Origin of the sequence: uncultured Pontibacter sp., assembly GCF_947499215.1 — a bacterium.
GTDB lineage: Bacteria > Bacteroidota > Bacteroidia > Cytophagales > Hymenobacteraceae > Pontibacter.
In genome coordinates this window covers 1-18,987 of record NZ_CANMNI010000003.1, presented here as the reverse complement: position 1 = coordinate 18,987, position 18,987 = coordinate 1, and the positions used below count along the sequence as shown (strand labels likewise).

16 protein-coding genes are annotated in these 18,987 nt (G+C 48.3%); 7 read left to right on the top strand and 9 right to left on the bottom strand.

All coding sequences use genetic code 11. The annotated features are described in order from the left end of the window. The first annotated feature begins 4 nt into the window (after positions 1-4). The 6 genes from hemG (at position 5) to Q1A04_RS13880 (ending at position 6,264) form a co-directional block, all read left to right on the top strand. A complete protein-coding gene (gene hemG / locus Q1A04_RS13905; RefSeq protein WP_299707063.1) occupies positions 5-1,354 on the top strand; it encodes a protoporphyrinogen oxidase in 1,350 nt (449 codons plus the stop codon). 13 nt (positions 1,355-1,367) lie between these two features. Next, entirely contained in the window at positions 1,368-2,102 is a 735-nt protein-coding gene (locus tag Q1A04_RS13900; RefSeq protein ID WP_299707060.1) for a polyprenol monophosphomannose synthase, read from the top strand. 150 nt (positions 2,103-2,252) lie between these two features. Next, on the top strand, positions 2,253-3,200 hold the full coding sequence (locus tag Q1A04_RS13895) for a TerC family protein (RefSeq protein ID WP_299707057.1): 948 nt from the start codon (positions 2,253-2,255) through the stop codon (positions 3,198-3,200). A 266-nt stretch (positions 3,201-3,466) separates the two neighbouring features. Continuing rightward, positions 3,467-4,579: a chorismate mutase gene (locus Q1A04_RS13890; RefSeq protein WP_299707054.1), complete on the top strand. Its 1,113-nt coding sequence runs from the start codon at positions 3,467-3,469 to the stop codon at positions 4,577-4,579. A 343-nt stretch (positions 4,580-4,922) separates the two neighbouring features. Further along, positions 4,923-5,765 carry a hypothetical protein gene (locus Q1A04_RS13885; protein WP_299707051.1) on the top strand — a complete coding sequence of 281 codons (843 nt, stop codon included), beginning with the start codon at positions 4,923-4,925 and terminating at the stop codon, positions 5,763-5,765. A 175-nt stretch (positions 5,766-5,940) separates the two neighbouring features. Then, positions 5,941-6,264, top strand: coding sequence for a DUF3817 domain-containing protein (locus Q1A04_RS13880; protein WP_299707049.1), 324 nt, complete (start codon positions 5,941-5,943; stop codon positions 6,262-6,264). Positions 6,265-6,332: 68 nt separating this feature from the next. Here the strand turns inward: Q1A04_RS13880 and Q1A04_RS13875 are convergent, their stop codons facing one another. Continuing rightward, complete coding sequence (locus Q1A04_RS13875; protein WP_299708819.1) at positions 6,333-7,340, bottom strand: bile acid:sodium symporter family protein; 1,008 nt, start codon at positions 7,338-7,340, stop codon at positions 6,333-6,335. A 188-nt stretch (positions 7,341-7,528) separates the two neighbouring features. Further along, on the bottom strand, positions 7,529-9,499 hold the full coding sequence (locus tag Q1A04_RS13870; protein WP_299707047.1) for a biosynthetic peptidoglycan transglycosylase: 1,971 nt from the start codon (positions 9,497-9,499) through the stop codon (positions 7,529-7,531). Between the two features lie 375 nt (positions 9,500-9,874). On the opposite strand from Q1A04_RS13870, the gene purB reads away from it, so the two are divergent. Beyond that, positions 9,875-11,227, top strand: a complete 1,353-nt coding sequence (gene purB / locus Q1A04_RS13865) for an adenylosuccinate lyase (protein ID WP_299708816.1) — start codon at positions 9,875-9,877, stop codon at positions 11,225-11,227. A gap of 77 nt (positions 11,228-11,304) precedes the next feature. On the opposite strand, the gene Q1A04_RS13860 is transcribed toward purB, so the two are convergent. From Q1A04_RS13860 to Q1A04_RS13830, 7 genes are all read right to left on the bottom strand, one after another. Beyond that, positions 11,305-12,084 carry an NAD(P)H-binding protein gene (locus Q1A04_RS13860; RefSeq protein WP_299707046.1) on the bottom strand — a complete coding sequence of 260 codons (780 nt, stop codon included), beginning with the start codon at positions 12,082-12,084 and terminating at the stop codon, positions 11,305-11,307. 76 nt (positions 12,085-12,160) lie between these two features. Next, positions 12,161-13,309, bottom strand: coding sequence for a glycosyltransferase (locus Q1A04_RS13855; RefSeq protein WP_299707043.1), 1,149 nt, complete (start codon positions 13,307-13,309; stop codon positions 12,161-12,163). Beyond that, positions 13,309-14,283: a glycosyltransferase family 2 protein gene (locus Q1A04_RS13850; protein ID WP_299707039.1), complete on the bottom strand. Its 975-nt coding sequence runs from the start codon at positions 14,281-14,283 to the stop codon at positions 13,309-13,311. The genes Q1A04_RS13855 and Q1A04_RS13850 overlap by 1 nt, the downstream gene beginning before the upstream one ends. Positions 14,284-14,287: 4 nt before the next feature. Further along, positions 14,288-14,806: a DUF4199 domain-containing protein gene (locus tag Q1A04_RS13845; RefSeq protein WP_299707036.1), complete on the bottom strand. Its 519-nt coding sequence runs from the start codon at positions 14,804-14,806 to the stop codon at positions 14,288-14,290. A 27-nt stretch (positions 14,807-14,833) separates the two neighbouring features. Beyond that, complete coding sequence (locus tag Q1A04_RS13840) at positions 14,834-15,343, bottom strand: DUF4199 domain-containing protein (protein ID WP_299707033.1); 510 nt, start codon at positions 15,341-15,343, stop codon at positions 14,834-14,836. Positions 15,344-15,403: 60 nt separating this feature from the next. Beyond that, the gene (locus Q1A04_RS13835; RefSeq protein WP_299707030.1) at positions 15,404-16,675 is read right to left on the bottom strand and encodes a dihydroorotase; all 1,272 of its coding nucleotides are present in this window, start codon (positions 16,673-16,675) and stop codon (positions 15,404-15,406) included. A gap of 1 nt (position 16,676) precedes the next feature. Continuing rightward, positions 16,677-18,692 (bottom strand): BatA domain-containing protein, encoded by a 2,016-nt coding sequence (locus Q1A04_RS13830; RefSeq protein ID WP_299707027.1) that lies wholly within the window; start codon positions 18,690-18,692, stop codon positions 16,677-16,679. Between the last annotated feature and the right edge of the window lie 295 nt (positions 18,693-18,987).

Genomic DNA, 18,987 nt, shown 5'->3' with positions numbered 1-18,987 from the left:
TATTATGAGAGTAGCGATTATAGGAGCGGGGATTTCGGGGTTGGCATTGGCCTACTACTTACAGCGTATGGGCATAGCCTACGATCTTTTTGAGGCCGGTAGCGAAGTGGGCGGCAATATGCGTACGCTAAAGAAAAACGGCTATACCTTAGAGATGGGCCCCAATACCCTGCAGATGAACGAGGAATTGCTGCAACTCATCACAGAGCTGAAACTCGAAACCGAACTCCTGCCGGTAACGCCCCGCAGCAGCAAAAGGTACGTGCTACATGAAGGAAGCCTGCATCCCGTGCCCTCCTGCCCTAAGTCATTTCTGGGGAACAACATTTTTTCGTGGGAAGACAAGTACAGGATTCTGCAGGAAAGAAATGTGCCCCCTGCCCAAATTGAGAACGAAACCATAGCCGAGTTTTTTGAAAGGCGCTTCGGGGTGGATCAGGTAGACTACTTGGCCGCGCCTATGATTAGTGGCCTATACGGTGGCGATCCCAGACAACTGCTGGTTAGCAAAGCCCACCCTGAACTGAAGGAAATGGAAACGAAGTATGGATCGGTGCTCGAAGGAATGCTGCAGAAGAAAAAAAGAGGCGTGTTCCAGCGTGCTTTCTCCTTCCAGAAAGGTATGGCCACGCTACCACAAGCCATCGCTGATAAACTCATCTCGCTGCACCTGAACCATAAAGTAGAGTTCATCACCCGCATCAAAGGCAAATTCATCATCAGTTGCGCCTCGCATGGTGATCACGATGACGAGGAGTATGACAAACTGGTACTAGCCCTTCCAGCGCATCAGGCCGCCGAACTTATCGAATTCACTTATCCGGGTATGTCGGCCGCGCTGCAGAATATCAACTACCCGCCTATGGCTGTGGTGCATACGGTTTACAACCGGGCTGAGGTAAGCCACCTGTTGCAGGGCTTTGGCGCGCTCCATCCTTGGGAAGAACAAACCTTCACGGCCGGTTCTATCTGGACTAGTTCTCTGTTCGAAGGCCGTTGCCGACCGCACGAAGTGCTATTTACTTCCTACGTGGGAGGCACCCGCTTTGCAGAACACGCGCACCTTGACGAAAGCAGCCTACTGCAGCAGGTACACCAAGAGCTAAGCGCCACCTACGGCATTCGGGCTTTAGCTCCTGTTTTCCAGCATATGCACCTCTGGCCGCATGCCATGCCCCAGTTTGACCTCTACATAGAGGATGCCCATAACATGGCAGAACTGCTTGAGAGCGAAGGCTTCTTTATCTCGGCGAACTGGCATGCTGGCGTAGCCGTTCCCGACTGTGTGCGGGAAGCCAAAAATATTGCCGCTAAAATTAATACCCGCGCTGTTTCCCGCACAATAGCTGAATAGCTATATTTGCGGTATGAATGACTCGCTGGTGATCATACCGACCTACAATGAAAAGGAAAACATTGAGGCTATTGTGCGGAAGGTACTGTCACTGCCCCACCCTTTTGACCTGCTCATAGTAGACGACAGCTCTCCGGACGGCACCGCCGATATCGTGCGCTCCCTGCAGCAGGAGTTCCCGGAGCGCTTGTACTTAGAGTCGCGCACCGGCAAACTAGGACTCGGCACGGCTTACATTCATGGTTTTAAGTACGCGCTGCGCAAGGGGTATGAGTTCATTTTTGAAATGGACGCCGACTTTTCGCACAATCCCGACGACCTCGTGCGCCTCTATCATGCCTGCGCCGTGGAAGGCTATGACATGTCCATCGGCAGCCGTTACATACAAGGTGTAAACGTGGTGAACTGGCCCATGAACCGCGTGCTCATGTCGTGGTTTGCCAGCCTTTATGTGCGCCTCATCACCGGCATGCCCATTGCAGATACTACTGCAGGCTTTGTATGCTATCGTCGCAAGGTACTCAAGACGATTCAACTCAATAAAATCCGCTTTGTGGGTTACGCCTTCCAGATCGAGATGAAATTTCTCACGTTCAAATACGGCTTCAAAATAAAGGAAGTGCCCATCATTTTCACAGATCGCACCAAGGGCGAGTCCAAAATGTCGTCAGGCATTTTCAAAGAAGCCGTGCTGGGTGTGATTCGCATGAAAGTAAACAGCATTTTCCGTCATTTCGATCGCTACTAGCTGCACAACGTTTACAGCTGCGGCATCTGGCTTGCCACAAATTTATTCTTGCCCGATCGCTGCAGATACACCTATAAAAAACTAACTTTACGAGTTAGGTGTAGTGTTTCCCTTACCGTTGGACGCTTTACTGCTTTGATTCTGTAGCTTATGGATACCGTCTTTTTCTGGGTCATATTCAATATATTCATCCTCCTCCTGTTGGGACTCGACTTGTTTGTGTTCCATCGCAAAGAGCATGCGGTGAAGATAAAAGAGGCGCTCCTCTGGAGTGCTTTCTGGGTCGCCCTTTCCCTTATTTTCAATGCATTCATCTACTACTGGAAGGGACCTGCTCCCGCGCTAGAATTCCTGACAGCCTACCTGATAGAGAAGTCGTTGAGCGTGGACAACCTTTTCGTATTCATCCTTATATTCAACTTCTTTAAGGTGCCGCTGCAGTACCAGCACAAAATCCTGTTCTGGGGCATTATCGGAGCCTTGGTATTACGCGGCATTTTCATTCTGGTGGGTGTGGCGCTTATAGCCAAGTTCCACTTCATCATTTACATACTGGGCGCTTTCTTGGTGTATACGGGCATAAAAATGGCCTTCACAAAAGACGATGGCGAGCTACACCCCGAACAGAACCCATTTATTGTGTGGGTGAGCCAAAAGCTGCGCTTCACTAAAACAGCCGTTGGGGGCAAATTCTTCACCAAAGTGGACGGCAAGCTCTACGCGACCCCACTCTTTCTGGTGCTCATCATGGTGGAAAGCACCGATGTGGTTTTCGCAGCCGACTCCATACCTGCCATCTTGGCCATTTCAAAGGATCCCTTCATTGTTTATACCTCCAACGTATTTGCCCTTCTAGGCCTGCGAGCGCTGTACTTTGCGCTGGCTGGCATCATGCAGCTTTTCCATTACCTGCACTATGGTCTGTCACTGATTCTGGTGTTTATTGGCGCCAAGCTGCTCTTAAGCGATATTTACGAACTGGACATGCGCTATGCGCTGCTGGTGGTGGGTGTCATCCTGACCGTTTCCATCGTTGCTTCACTCATGTTTCCAAAGAAGGACAATGCGTTGCCTCCCCCTCCTGATTTTATACCTTAGGACGCAAAACGTCAATGTTTTTCACTAAAATTTTAGCCAGATATTTGTTTTTGTCATTTTTTATAACTTCAATTGCAAGATAATTCGCAGAAAATGATTTTCTCTAACGCCTATATTTTTACAAATTCTAAGATGGTGCTCCAGATGGGGCTCCGCGGTAGAACTTTGTGCGTTAGGTAAAACAGAACATACACAGGTACCACAGGAGCCCCGCCACAAGCGGGGCTTTTTTGTTTTAAGGCAATACTACTAAATACATTACACCCATGAGTACAGCAGCACACAGCAGCATGAAATTAGCCGGTCAGGAAAGCCAATTGGTAAGCAAGAAGCGACCAATGGTGATCGCGGGTCCCTGCAGCGCTGAGAGTGAGCAACAGATGTTGCAAACCGCCCTTGGCCTGCAAAAGGTAAAAGGCGTTACCGTCTTCAGAGCCGGCATCTGGAAACCACGTACCCGTCCGGGCAGTTTTCAGGGGGTGGGCACCATCGGTCTGGAATGGATGCGCACCGTGAAACAGGAAACCGGTTTGCGCACTGCCTGCGAAGTGGCCAATACATCGCAGGTGGAACTGGCGCTGCAGCACGGTGTTGACATATTGCTGATAGGTGCTCACACTACTGTAAACCCCTTCTTGGTGCAGGAAATAGCCGATGCCTTGAAGGGCGTGCAAGTACCAGTGCTGGTGAAGAACCCGGTAAACCCGGATCTGCAACTGTGGCTGGGCGCCCTTGAACGGCTACACCACAGCGGTATAACTGACCTCGGCGCGATGCACAGGGGCTTCTCTACCTTGGACAGCGCGCCCTACCGCAACCACCCGAAGTGGGAACACGCACTGGAGCTTCGCCAGTTGGTGCCAGACCTTGCCATGTACTGCGATGCCAGCCACATAGCAGGCCGCCGCAGTCTGTTGCGCCCGGTGAGCCAGCGCGCCCTTGATTTAGGCTACGATGGCTTAATGGTGGAATCGCACCACAACCCTGCGGCGGCGCTGAGTGATGCCCAGCAGCAGATTATGCCGCAGGAGTTGCATATGCTTTTACAGGCCCTGAAACCGAACAAAACCTCGGCTGAAAAAGTGAAGCAAGGCGCGCAGTTGGAAAAGCTTCGCAAAGAAATAGAGTTGCTGGACGATGAGTTGCTTGCACTAATGTCTCGCAGGACCAAAGTCACAGCCGAGCTCGGTAACTTCGGAAAGCCTACTGCTGAGCAGTCTGCATTGCCTGACCCTGTGCGCTGGGACTTGGTATTGGAGAACCTTTTGCATCAGGCTAACACTGCAGGTATAGACCAAGGTTTTGTGAAGACTATATTTCAGGAAGTACGCTCGCAATATGCTCGTACCCACTTGTATAACTATGGCTTGAGTTCCTAATCTCTTATACATCTCTTACCAAAAATCTCTGTTACTGCTTTTTAAGTCAGTAGCAGGGATTTTTTTTGATGCAATTTTAACCATTCCGATTTTTTATACACAGTATTCTGCAAGTTTGATTTCCCCTTGTTTATAATAATTTGAAAAGAATCCTCCAACACTTTTAAAGTTACACACAGCAAACTCATTATAACTTTCGATACAATTATTAAAAATATTTTTATTTAAATATTAGAATATTTAAATAAATTGAAACAATTTTACCATAACATCAGTTAAAGCCTAATGATTGTAAAATTATTATATACCTATAAACAATTATAACTATAACCCTTGTCAAATCATGAAGAAGTTTTATTCTATTGCCACAGCGCTACTACTTGTAGCTGGCACATTCACAAGCTGTACAAAAGACTTGGACGAAGTAGGCCTCAATTCCTCAGCTACTGAGGCAGTAAGAGCAACAAATGCGAATCCGAATAACAATGGAGGTGGAAGCCAGCCTATCGAAACTGGTTTAGCTATTGAGTTCTCTAATGCTACGCCGCAGGTAGGTACTTATACAACCATTGAAGCTAAATTCACTGCAGTACCGACTAGTGGTGAGTTACGCATTCAGGAAGCTACAGGCGTTGCACTGGACGGAAGTACGATCTGGACCAACCTAAGAGTGTTCAACCTTGAGAATGCCACGGCTCCTTTCACTTATGACTATACCTCCAATACAGCTAAAGAGTATTCATTCAGAGCACAGTATGTACCAAAAAATGGCAGCGGCTACAAAGCAGCCCATATGGAAGGCAATGTAACTTTTATTGCTATCTGTACTGGTGCAAACCTAACTGCTCAGCAGGTTTATGCTAATCCTGTTGAAGGTGGCTTAACTGAATACAAGGTGGCTTTCACCCTCACTTCTTGTACAGAATACAGCAATGTAAAGCTTCAGGGAGGTGTTTCTGCAACTATTACAGGCAATGTGGTAGCGATGTCAGCGGATGGAGTAGAAGGAGACGTAAGATATAATAACAATAACGCTGTTGTATCGTGGTCTGAATTGAACCTCACGCCAGGTTACAGCAACACCTTCTATGTGACTTTCCGCATGGAGAAATCAGACAAAGAGGACCCAATTGGCGATTGGACTGCTAAAGAAGGCGATGAAGTAATTGCTACTGCTACTCTTTAATTAGAATAGACTATTATCACAAAAGACCGCTCATAAGGCGGTCTTTTGTTTTTTCGCCCTCTCAACAAAGCTCTACTTTTAGATCCCCCATCTTTTTTTAATTCCAATGGCACCATTACCCTACCTCTCCTGTTAAGTGGTATCTTTGTAGCTGAACATCATCAAGCTTTAATATATGAGAACCCCGATTTCACGACTACGCACCATCGGTATTTACGAAGGAATATCTTACCTCCTGCTCCTAGGCATTGCGATGCCGCTGAAGTATATGGCTGATATGCCAGCCATGGTAAAATACACAGGCTGGGCCCACGGTGTGCTGTTCGTACTCTACATGATATCAGTGCTCGAAGTGACACTGACTCACAACTGGTCCATTAAAAAAATCGCAGCGGCCGTAGTTGCCTCCCTGCTCCCATTCGGACCATTTATTCTGGACAAGAAATTACTCAAGGAAGAGGAAGTCAAAAAAGAAAAACCTGTGAAGCAGGTTGCATAACAACAACCCTCAACTTTTTAGCCAAAGTACCAAGAAGGGACTGCAGTTCAGCTGCAGTCCCTTCTCTTTTATTCACCCTTTACGTCTAAGCCCGCTCGCCGTGCCATGGACTGGGCTATCACACTCGAAGCCAACAGCTGCAGGGCATGGTAAATCATGATCGGAAGCAGCATAATGCCCACCATGTTGGCATCCGGGAAGAGCACTTTGGCCATGACCGTGCCATGCACCAGCGATTTCTTGGAGCCGCAGAAAATAGCCGTTATCCTATCAGCAGGATTGAAACCTAGTACGCGGCTGATCACGTGCACGATACCATACACCAAAAAGAACAGCCCTAGCATGGCTACTCCCAACAGCAGCAAGTCACCAAAGCTATAGCCACTGAACATATCGCGGGCAAAAGACTCACTGAAAGAGGTATAGACAATAAGCAGAATGATTGTTTGGTCTAGATAACGAAGCTGCTTCCGGTTACGATCGGCAAAGGCTCCCCAAAAGCGGTGCAACACGATGCCTAGCGTAACCGGCAGAAGCACCTGCAATACCAGTTTGCCCATCACCTCTCCCATATCGAAGTCGCCGGAGCCAGCCGTCAGGTATAGCCCCATCCAGAGCGGCGTTACAAACACCCCAATCAGGCTGGAGATACTGGCATTAAAAATAGCGGCAGGTATGTTGCCGCCGGCTATCGACACCATTACCACGGACGACGACACGGTGGACGGCAGCGCCGCCAGATAAAAGGTGCCCAACCACAGCATCTCACCTGAGGTGCCCTCGAACAGTCCATGCAGAGGTATGATAAGAAGCGGAAAAAGCAAAAAAGTAGATGTCTGCACGACCATGTGAAGTCGCCAGCTGCCCAAGCCTACCCGAAGCTTTTCAGGGCTCAGACGAAGTCCGTAAAAAAAGAAAATCACGGAAACACCGTAGTTGGCAATATCGCCCAAGGATATAGGCTCCCGGTCTATCCCCCCCTTCGGCCATAGGTAGGCCAGTAGGATCATCCCCATCAGCGCGAGCAGAAACCAGTCGAAACCAGCGCGCACCAGCAGGGCCTGCACACTGCCTATGCCCAGCCGGGGTCGCTTGGCCGGACCTGTCGGTTTATCAGGTGGAGGGGTCGGTTTTATTTCCAATGTAGGTATAGCTTAAATGCGCGGGTATAGCTACGTAGTTTTTTCGATACTGAACAGCCCAAAACAAAACAACGGCCGGCGCAATTACAAACGCCGGCCGTTGTTTCTCATCTCATTTGTTTTTAAAAGCCAAGCATATCGATGGTTTCGAGCTCAAACTCGGTCGTGTCTTCGTAGTCGGCGTCGGGTGCTGTCACGATCAGATCGCGAGCACGCCCGTAAAGTCGCACATTCGGTTGCAGGTTGTTGTAATCCTCTTGCGAAATAAGTCCGCGCCGGGCCATCATGCCACCGATAAGCCTATAGTAACCGGCTTTCCAACTGCGCAAATTGCCGTAGCTGTCAAACGAGGAACGGTAGCGCTTAGGACTAGGTATAATGCTGGTCAGGAAGATCGCCTCGTTCAGGTTGAGCTCCGATGGCTGCTTGCCGAAGTAGAAACGCGAAGCATCCTTGGCGCCGTACACATCCGGCCCCCACTCAATGATGTTGAGGTATATCTCAAACATCCTGTTCTTCGACACGATCTCAAGGTTCTCGATCAGCCACACAATAATGGCCTCCTCCACCTTACGCGAAACTGTCTTCTTACGGGTCAGAAACACGTTTTTAACCAGCTGCATGGAAATGGTACTGCCGCCGCGCACAAACTCCCTTTTTTTGATATTAGTGGCGATCGCCTGCCGGAAAGCTTCTTCGTGGAAACCATTGTGGCTGTAGAACCCAGCGTCCTCAGCGGTCAAGACAGCGTTGCGCAGGTAGGGCGATATCTGTCCGATCGGGGCGTAAAAAGGATTGGCAGGCCCTACCATGAACGTACGAATGGGTTTACCATACTCGTACATGGTATGCATGAAAGGTCCTTTCAACTTATCCAGATTCGCATTGCCCCACTTCACAATCTTAAAGTCCTTTGAGGCATCCAGATCTGAGTCGAATACGACACGCTCGACACTGTCCAAGTTAACGTGGAACTGCATTTTGTACTGCAACTCGCCTTCTGCCTGTATACCATCCAGTGTTTCAAACAGACCGGGAGGCAACGATCCAAAGAAGTCGTTAGCCGGCAATGACTCCGTGCGTACTTTCAGATCAATTATTTTCGAATCGGCGTTGTTGTAAGCGGCGTATACATTGGCTTTTGCCCTGTTCACACGCACTTCGGTCAGGCTGTCCACCACAAAAAGGTTCTGTCCCAGACTCACCACATAGTCAACCGCTCCTTCTTTCAGGAGAATATCCTCATCGGCAAGTTTTTCATGGCTTACCACAAGGTTGTTTACCATGGCACTTCCCTTCACCGTAAGCTTTTCGCGTCGGTAGGTTTTGTCTGTTATACCTAGGTGCAGCGTGTCGAAAGCCACTGTTCCGCTGAATTTCTCTTGCACATAAGGCAGGCGTATACCTTGGTTATCGGAAGCGTACAGACTGGCCCTCATGTTATAATCGCGCGGATCGATGGTACCCTTCACCAGCATATTGTTTACAAGCGAATCCGTTTGAATGGAGACCTGCGAATTGATCCTACCTTCCTCTATGGTCAGGTATGGCATTCGGATGTCAATGTTGCGGTTCGGGGAGGTATAGGTTACGTTCAAGTTACTGAAGTCCACCTGCTCGGGCACGTTATCGAATGCTGTCTCGAGTACGCGGTTGAGGAGCGCCCCATAATTACGGCCACCGGAAGTAGTGTCTATGGGCTGGCTACTGTCCTTTCTAAACAGAAAAGAAAAGTTGTTTCGGTCACCGTTTTTTATAGCCGTTAAGTAGCCATTAGCCACATCTAGCTCACGGAGCACAATACGGCCTCTGAAGAGCGAACGGAAGCCCACGGTGGCGTGTACGCTGTCAGTTCTGAAAAGCTGATCCTGCCCGTGCGGCACCAGTGATATATCACTGAGCACGACTGAGGTAAGACCGGTAAACTCCGCTGTTCCTATCGTAAAATCTACGGGGTACCGACTCTCCACTTTCTCCACCACACGGTTTATGGTATAGTTTAGCAGCCTACTTCTAAAGGCAAACAGGGAGATCAGGAGAATCAGGAAAAGACCAAGCACAATGCCGGTCCCTATCACTATTCGTTTTTTCAATCGTTGGTCCAAAATATCGAGATGCGAATTACGCTAATTAGATTAAGTATTAAAATATAGTGCCCATATAATATAGCACTCCACACTCCATACGTAAGAGCGTGCGGTTTGTGTTATTTAACCCCGCATACGACCTAGGGTAGAATTAGATTTATTTAAAGGCACTATCCGGGGGTGCTCATAGCAATAAAGATACCAATCATTTCATTTACAGTATCTTATACCCTTCAAACAGGAAATTCACCGCTTCCGTTCTTTTTCAGCCACCATCGCGGCAGCTTACCGTTAAAGAGCCTTTAACCTACTAAATAGGCCCCTCTATTTTGGCTTACTTTGGCAATAAGCTTATCTTTGAACAACGAAACATTCTCTTTCATGAACCTGACATCACTCACGGCGATATCCCCAGTGGATGGCCGCTACCGCCGCAACACTTCCGAACTGGCTGCTTACTTCTCTGAATTCGGACTGATACGCTACCGCGTGCTGGTAGAGGTGGAATATTTTATCGCCCTGTGCGAGCTGCCATTGCCGCAGCTGGCCGGAGTACCGCCTTATCAGTTCGCCGAGCTCCGTGCTATCTATGAGCAGTTCTCAGAGGCCGACGCCCTACGCATCAAGGAGACCGAGAAGACCACCAACCACGATGTGAAGGCGGTGGAGTACTTCATTAAAGAGAAGTTCGACCAATTGGGACTGAGTCAGTTCAAGGAATTTATCCATTTTGGTCTTACTTCGCAGGACGTGAACAACACGGCCATTCCGCTCTCGCTGCGCGAGGCTGATGATCGTGTGATCATGCCGCTGTATCAGAGCCTGCACCAGACCTTGGTAGAGCTGGCCCAAACATGGAAAGACATTCCGATGCTGGCCCATACCCATGGACAGCCTGCCTCCCCTACTCGTTTGGGCAAAGAGATCATGGTGTTCGCGGAGCGTCTAGAGGCGCAGCTGGATCAAGTACGCCAAGTGCCGTTTTCGGCAAAATTCGGCGGAGCCACCGGCAACTTTAACGCCCACCACGTGGCCTACCCGGATGTTAACTGGCCGGAGTTCGGTAACCGCTTTGTGCAAGAGGCTTTGGGCCTGCGCCGCAGCCAGTACACCACCCAGATTGAGCATTACGACAACCTAGCCGCCTATTTCGATGGCCTCAAACGCCTCAACACCATACTGATCGACTTCTCGCGCGATGTGTGGCAGTATGTATCGATGGGCTATTTCAAGCAGAAGATAAAAGCAGGCGAGGTAGGCTCTTCAGCCATGCCGCATAAGGTAAACCCGATCGACTTCGAGAACGCCGAAGGCAACTTAGGTATAGCCAATGCCGTGCTAGAGCATCTATCGGCCAAACTGCCGATCTCCCGCCTGCAGCGTGACCTCACTGACTCGACTGTGCTGCGCAACATCGGTGTTCCGTTAGCGCATATACTTATCGCCTTGAAATCGCTGGAGCGTGGTATTGGCAAGCTGGAATTGAACGAGGCGGCGCTGCGCCATCACCTCGAGGAGAACTGGGCCGTAGTAGCCGAAGGCATACAGACGGTGCTACGCCGCGAAGGCTATCCGCAGCCCTACGAAGCGCTGAAAGACCTGACCCGCAAAAACGAGAAAATCACGGAGCAGACCATCTCCAACTTTATCGATAGCCTACAGGTAAGCGATGCGGTTAAAGCCGAGTTGAAAAAGATAACACCTTATTCTTATACCGGCGTGCAGTTGGTGTAAGGTATAGCCAAAAACAGAAAAAGCCTCTGTCAACATTTTGCTGGCAGAGGCTTTTTTGCGTTTTGTACAAGCCTATATTACAATTTTAAATCGTGCCTGATAAAGTAATCTAGAGTAAATCGCTCTTCAGCGGGTGAGCTGGTGTTTTGGTCTGTACGAGTAACAAGTTCAAAATTGCCCTCATTGAATGGTTGATAGAAGCCAATGTTTTCGTCAGAGTAAGGCAACTGCGTATAGCTGATGCCAACATGTGCCGCCAGTTCCGACATGCTGTAGTCCCGCTCTCCCAACAACTCAACAGTTGATACGCCATCGAAATTTTTATGCTGCAGATAATTGGCAGCCACATGGGCTATTTCATAGGAGGAAATATATGGGAGTCTCAAATCCGGCAGGTATGGCGTATGGATACCCCAGTTTAAGTTCTCAAAAAAGTTGGCGCAGCGCAAGTGCTTCAAGGCTATACCCTTTAGTTTACTTAAAGCCCGTTCAAACCTGATTAAAGCGGTATAACCGCCATTTCGCTTTAGTGTGGCATTGCTGATGTTCACAATATGCTGTATGGGGCTGGCCTCCAGAATAGGGATTAAACGCTCCGCTGCGGTTTCAGGGCTGCCAAGGGCTGCATCAGGTATGGTACAGAAGAGCGCTTTCGCTTGACTGAATGCGCTCTGCAAAAACCTATCATCATGAAAATCACCTTCTAGTATTTCGATCTGTCCCTCAAACTCATGCAGCTTTTCTCTATTACGGACAATGGCTGCTACTTTTTCACCACGCTTCAGTAACTCCTGAAGCACTTTGCCACCCAAGTTACCCGATGCTCCTAACACCAAGGTATAGTGCTGTGTGTTCATATAGTTCAATTCGTTACAAGTAAATAGAATATGAAGAATAAAGGTATATAGAAAAAGAGCTAATCAAGTAGATGTATCACAGCTTTATCCGTTCAGCCAACTCATACACAGCTTCTATAAACTTACTCCAACTGAAGCGTTGCTTATAACTGCTGATGTTATGCATGAATGTTGCTCCCTTTTCGGTACTGTAAAAATCGAATATGGCCTCTGCTATTGCTTTAGGTTGAGGTTCCACTACATAGCCAACCTCGCCGTGCGGCACCAGTTCTGCCAAGCCTCCCACGTTGGTTACCACCATCGGTTTGTCAAAATGATAGGCTACCTGTGTCACTCCGCTCTGGGTCGCGTGTTTGTAAGGCTGCACTACCAGATCAGCTGCGCAGAAGTAGTGGCGCACCTCGGCATTAGGTATAAAGTCAGTACGCAGGATAAGTCGCTCTTGCAGCTTCAGTTTCTGAATAAGGTCACGGTATGGGGCGGCATCTTCATAAAATTCACCTGCTATCAGCAGCTTTACATCCGTGAGCTGATTCAGGGCCGGTTCAGCCATGGCCTGCAGCAGCAGGTCGAGCCCCTTATAAGCCCGTATGAAACCGAAGAACAGGATATACCTGTACTTTGGATCTAAACCCAGTGTGGCGCACGCTTCTGCCTTAGGTTCCGACTTGCCAAAGTTGTCGTAAAGGGGGTGTGGCAGGTACAAGTTGGGCTTGGCAGGTTCGAAACGCAACAGGTCCTGCTGAACAGAGCGCGACATGGTCAGGAAGCCGTGGCAGGCGCTCAGGAAGTATTTGGTAAAAGGAACATCACCCGGCCGCTTTTCGTGCGGCACCACATTATCGGTGATGGCCAGTATGCGGCTATACCTGTTCCGACGGACAATACGGGCTATCGTGCCCAAGGCTGGGCCCATAAAAGGCAGCCAAAACCTGAAAACAACTAAGTCGGGGCGCTGCCTGCGAATGTAATTCCCGGTTTTAACCCAACTAATCGGATTGATAGAGTTGATGAGCGATTTTATAACCAGTCCGGCAGGAGCAGGCTCATTGGTATACTGGCTCTTGCCGGGAAAAAGAAAGGGGGGGTATTGCAGGCTGAAGGAGACGATCTCCACTTCATCGCCCGCTTCTTGAAAGGCAAGGGCTAGGCGCTCATTGAAAGTGGACATGCCACCGCCCCGCAGCGGATGCGCAGGCCCCACAATTATCACACGCCTAGTCATTACTTCTTGATCAGACCAGCCCGGTCCCGGATCAGGTATTCGTTCTTTTTATTGGAGGCCATTGAGATCATCTCGGCCAAAAAACCGGCTAAAAACAGCTGCACCCCCAGAATAACGGCGACTAAAGAGAGATAAAACAGTGGCTGGTCCACCACATCGCGCACACGGCCATTAGGGTATAGCCCAAATATCTTCTGCAGAATGAGCCACAGCGTTATACCTAGACCAATCACAAAGGAAAGTGTACCAAACGTCCCGAAAAAGTGCATCGGGCGTTTTTTAAAACGGCTTACAAACGTGATGGACAGCAGGTCGAGAAAGCCATAGACAAAGCGCTCCAGTCCGAACTTGGTAGTACCGTATTTGCGTTCTTGGTGCTGCACCACTTTTTCACCAATGCGCGTAAAGCCGTGCCACTTGGCGATAACCGGTATGTAACGGTGCATCTCGCCATGCACCTCAATGCTCTTGACAAGCAGCTGCCGATAGGCTTTCAGGCCGCAGTTAAAGTCATGGAGCTGGATGCCCGATAGCTTGCGGGTGGCGGCATTGAAAAACTTGGTCGGAATGGTCTTACTAAGCGGATCAAAGCGCTTTTGCTTCCAGCCAGAAACCAGATCATACTTCTGGTGCTTGATCATGTCGTACAGGGCTGGAATCTCTTCGGGGCTGTCCTGCAGGTCAGCATCCATGGTGATGACTACCTCTCCAGTGCAACGCTTAAACCCTTCGTTCAGGGCTGCGGATTTACCGTAATTTCGGTTAAAGCTAATGCCTTTCACCGTATTGTCTTCGGCACTCAGGTCAGTGATCACATCCCAAGAACGGTCTGTGCTGCCATCGTCCACTAAAATAATCTCATAAGTAAAGCTGTGCGCGTGCATCACACGTTTGATCCAGCGTACCAGCTCAGGCAGTGATTCCTCCTCGTTAAAAAGAGGAACCACCACCGATATATCGTAAGGGTATTGCATTTTTCTATTCAAACTCCGGTCGCTTGTTCTTCATAACAGCAGCCACTATAAGCGCCAGAAGAAAGCCTATAAACAAGTAGCCCACTATAGACCAGACAATCATCATAACAGGACTAGAGAAAGACTCACCCATAGAGATAGCCTGCTCGATCTGTTCATCACTCATACCTCTCTCCTCCAACTCAATGCGCTGCTTATCCATCAGGTTTGAGGTATATTCAGTATCTACAAACGAGGTATAAACAAACATGAACAGGCCACCCAGTACACCAAAGGCCAGTGCTACCAACGTGCCTATACCCAGTCCTTGCCCATAGGACATATAGCCATAGTTCTGGGCTTTGTACTCTTTCATGGCAAGCACCATAAAAGCGATCAGTATAAGATAACCTATAGCACCCGCCCAACCGCTCACATTAACGCCACTAATTAACAGAATAGCGGAGTATACAATTGATGCCAAGGCGCCCATAAGGCCATACTTTAGCGCCACAGAAGAAACAGAAGGTTGGGTTTCAGTCATTTTGAGTTGGTTTATAAAAGTGGAAATTTATTTTCTGAAAAATATGGCCGCTACTACCGAAAACACCATCCCTACCAATATCCGGCTTAAAAAATCATGTGTTGCCAACATACTAGGCGAAAGAGTATCTAGCCCTTTGTATGCTTCTTCAAAGTTACGCTCGCCCAAGAGTTTTATCTGCGCCTCCCTACTCTCATCCAACAGTGCCCTAAGTTCGGCCACATGCTGTTGTATAATCTCAGGGCCCACCATGTAAATCATTAGGTATATGAGCATGGCTGTGCAAAGGGCCGTGTAAAACGTAATCGACATGTTGACACGCATCCCTTTCCAAAAACCGACCTCGGCATCGTGAAAGCCCTTGAAGTACTTCAGACCCAGAAAAATAAAGATTGGCAGCGGTAAGTAACTCCACCTTCCAGCATCACCGAAAGGGTTAAACCCCATCAGGTATAGCGCCATCAAAATGACAAAACATGCCACGCCACATAGTACGCCGTAGCGCACTCCCACCCTTACAATCGTCTGATTCAGCATTCGTTATTTGCTTCTCCCCGTCACAATCCTTATTCTGACAGAAATATAGCGATAAATATATTAAAAAGATTGATTTAGTACCACTTGCCCTTTGTTGATAAGTCCGATTGCTTTACCGGTTAGCTCTTGACCTAGGAAAGGTGAGTTTTTTGATTTTGAACGGGTATCACCCAGTGTTGGGGTCCATTTAAGTTGAGGATGAAACAGCGTCAAACAAGCCTGCTGCCCCTCGGCTATGCTGCAGGCAGGCAGATTAAGAATCTGACGTGGCCCAACGGTTAGCTTCTCTATGAGTTTCTCGAGCGGGAGGACATGGGCCATCGTAGTGTTGGCAACAGCAAAAGCCGTTTCGAGATTAATCATACCGAACTCTGCAAGATCAAACTCCAGCTTTTTACTTTCGGTATCCTGAGGCTGATGTGCGGACACGACGGCATCGATCGTGCCATCTACCAATCCCTGCAAAATAGCATTAGCATCCTGCTTGCTTCTGAAAGGTGGAGACACTTTGTAATTGGTTTCGAAAGGAGCCATGGTGGCGTCTGTATAAGCCACTTGGTAGCTGGCCACATCACAAGTTACCTGCAGGCCCTTTGCCTTTGCTGTTCTAATAGCCTCTACAGAACCAGCCGTAGAAACGAGGGAGAAGTGCAGACGGCCACCAGTATACTCCAGCAATTGCAGGTCCCGGGTAACCATTAACTCTTCGGCCAGCGCCGGTATACCTTTCATGCCAAGCTGCGTGCTCACAATCCCTTCATGCATCTGCCCAAACTCTGTTAGGCGGGTATGCTCAGGTCGGTTCATCAGGATGCCGTTAAACGGTTGAAGATACTGCAAAGCCTTCACAATCACCTCGGCTCCCTGCACGGGCTTAGCTCCGTCTGTAAATGCCATTGCCCCGGCACGTTGCAGGTCAATCATCTCAGTCAGTTCTTTTCCCTGCGTATCCACTGTTACAGCACCAGCCGGAAGCAAATTTACTGGAAGCCCAGCCGATTTCGCCTTCAAGAAATTGATAGCGCCTTTACTTTGCACAACAGGCTGCACATTGGGCATGCACAGTACATCACTAAAACCACCAGCCGCAGCCGCCTCTGCCAAAGATTCGATATCCTCTTTGTGTTCTAAACCCGGTTCGCCCACTTGTGCATACAAATCAACCCAGCCCGGAGACACACAAAGCCCATCTAAGTCAATGGTTTGGTCAGCCCCCACTGAGTTTGCCCCTATAGAGGCAATCACACCGTCTTCAACCAATATGTCTTGGCGCTGTAGATGATATGCTGAAGATGGGTCGTAAATCTGGACTGCTTTGAGAAGTAGTTTCATGTTAGAGGAATCTGATTAGAGCAATTTCTGCCATCAAGAAAATCAGACACAATATTAGGCAATATTTCCAAAGCTTGACGCCAAAAAATCGTTTTTCGAATTCCCCTTTCATCGAAAAGCTGTCATTGTAGTCATATACCTGCACATTCGGACGATCTGTACCTAAGAAGCTTTTGAGCTCATCAGGACTGAACTGATCTAACAGAGATTCCTGCTTATTATAATTAAAAGCAAAGGTGGCTACTGGAGTATCTTGAAGGAACAAATCATAGAAACCAGCCTCCTCCAGATCAGGTGGCATGTTAAACACTAAATTACCACCTCTAATTTGTTGTTCAGGGATGAAAGCAGCACTGTCCATGACAAGTTTGAAAATACCTTCACTACCTATTTGCTCCTGTACAGGCACACTAAGGGAAACATCGCTGATTCGGTAGGCGAGTTGTTGTTCCTGCTTATAGCTACTAATGGCAAGTCTGTACATGACGGGCACAAACAGGGCATGATTCACCAATTCATTTAGCGATGCTTGCAGCGGAGCGGCCATTAGGTATACCTGCCCCTGCCCCCTGTCAAATCTCGAAAGAAAGGGAGCCCCTCCTCTGTATTTCATAATATCGTCCGACGACCTAGACCAAACTAAACTTCTTGTTGCGGCCGGCATTTGCATCTTAGGATCATATTCGGAAAAAATCGTGCTGAAGAAAGGATTGTCCCTGTTTGGAATAGCAAGTGAAGTTTTAGAAGATGTGGCACTTGCTGAAGAAAATGAAGCAGGTATAGATAAGGATTGCATCAGGCTGAGGTAGCTATTGCCTTGCTCTGAAGCGCTAGGTACGACTACCAGTGTGCCACCATTTTTAACAAACTCAGACAAAGTAGGCACAAGAGCCGCCGGTATATCTGACAAGCCCTGCAAAACAACAAGATTAGAAGCGGTTAAACGAGGATAATCTATGTTACTCGCACTAAAGCGCAACGTTTCAAATAAAGGTTCATTCTGGTAAAGTCGTTGCAGGGGACTGTCATTGCTATTGGTTACTTCGGTGATAAGCAGTTTGTTCGAGGGTGCCAGCACGAAATAGTAGGCGTTATCAAACTCGACGGGATAGTCCTCCACCTCTACTACTGCCCGCTTCGTGCCCTCTCCACGAATAGTAAAACCTATCGCAGCTTCTGTTACTTGCTTAGCCGGAAGATCGATACTTAAGGCAGCTGTCTGTACATTATCGATTACTAATCTAACCGGACAATCAGGTACAGCTTTGTCACCTGCATTATATAACCGTACATAAAGGGTTCCTTCTGTACCGGAACGAACAAACTCATCAGCCAGATATACAGAGTCGATGAAGACGTTTTCAACAGCACCAGCTTTTACTGGCACTAAATGATAGAAACGGGAACTATCTAAGCTATTGAAAAGTGCGGGTTCAAAAAGGGACTTTTGAAAGTCAGAGAAAAGAAAGACATGTTCTGCCGACGAGCGATCAGATGTGACAGCTTGCCTCTTTATGAATGGACGAGTAGAGTAATCCAACTGATCAAGCACATGGACGGCCTCACCAGCGGTTACCGTAGGAGAGCGATTGTAATTAGCATTAGAGTTTATACTAACAGCAGCGGTAGATGGGAAAAGATCAAGTACACGTTTAGCCTGATCAGTGGCCACCGTTAGTAAAGACAGATCTTCATTAGCATGTACATTCTGCATGCTCAGGGAATTATCAATGGCGATTGTTACCTGAGAGGCATCGACAGGTTGTATGGATTCAGATGCCGGAATATAGGGTTGCGCGAACGCTAAGACTAAGAAGAAAATAAATAGAATCCTTGAGATTAGTATTAAAAGCTCTTTAAGGTTACGTTGGCTGGCAGTCAGGTCTTTTGATACCTGTATAAACTTGACGTTACTAAATTCAATTCGTTTAGCCCTTCGCAACTGAATGAGATGCAATATGATAGGAATTGCGATAGCAGCAAGAGCCCAAAGAAAGGATGGATACAGAAATGCCATAGCAACAAGTTAGACAGGAAGTATATAAAATGCAACGAATAAGCTGAACATTACAATACGTTGCTGCTAACAAATAGATAAGTGAAGAGTGGCAGGAAAACTAAAGTATACCTTTTAGCTATTTAGGCATTTCCTTTAGGCTCATCATACTTGGGCTGCAGTGCCCCCGGGCCGTCACGCGTTTTTGGCCTTGAGCGTGCGGGCGCGGGGTGTGGGTGTAAACGCGGAACGGCCCCCGTCTCTTTCGAAACGGGGGCCGTCCTTGTTGGGGTTGGCGGCCACCTACTCTCCCGGG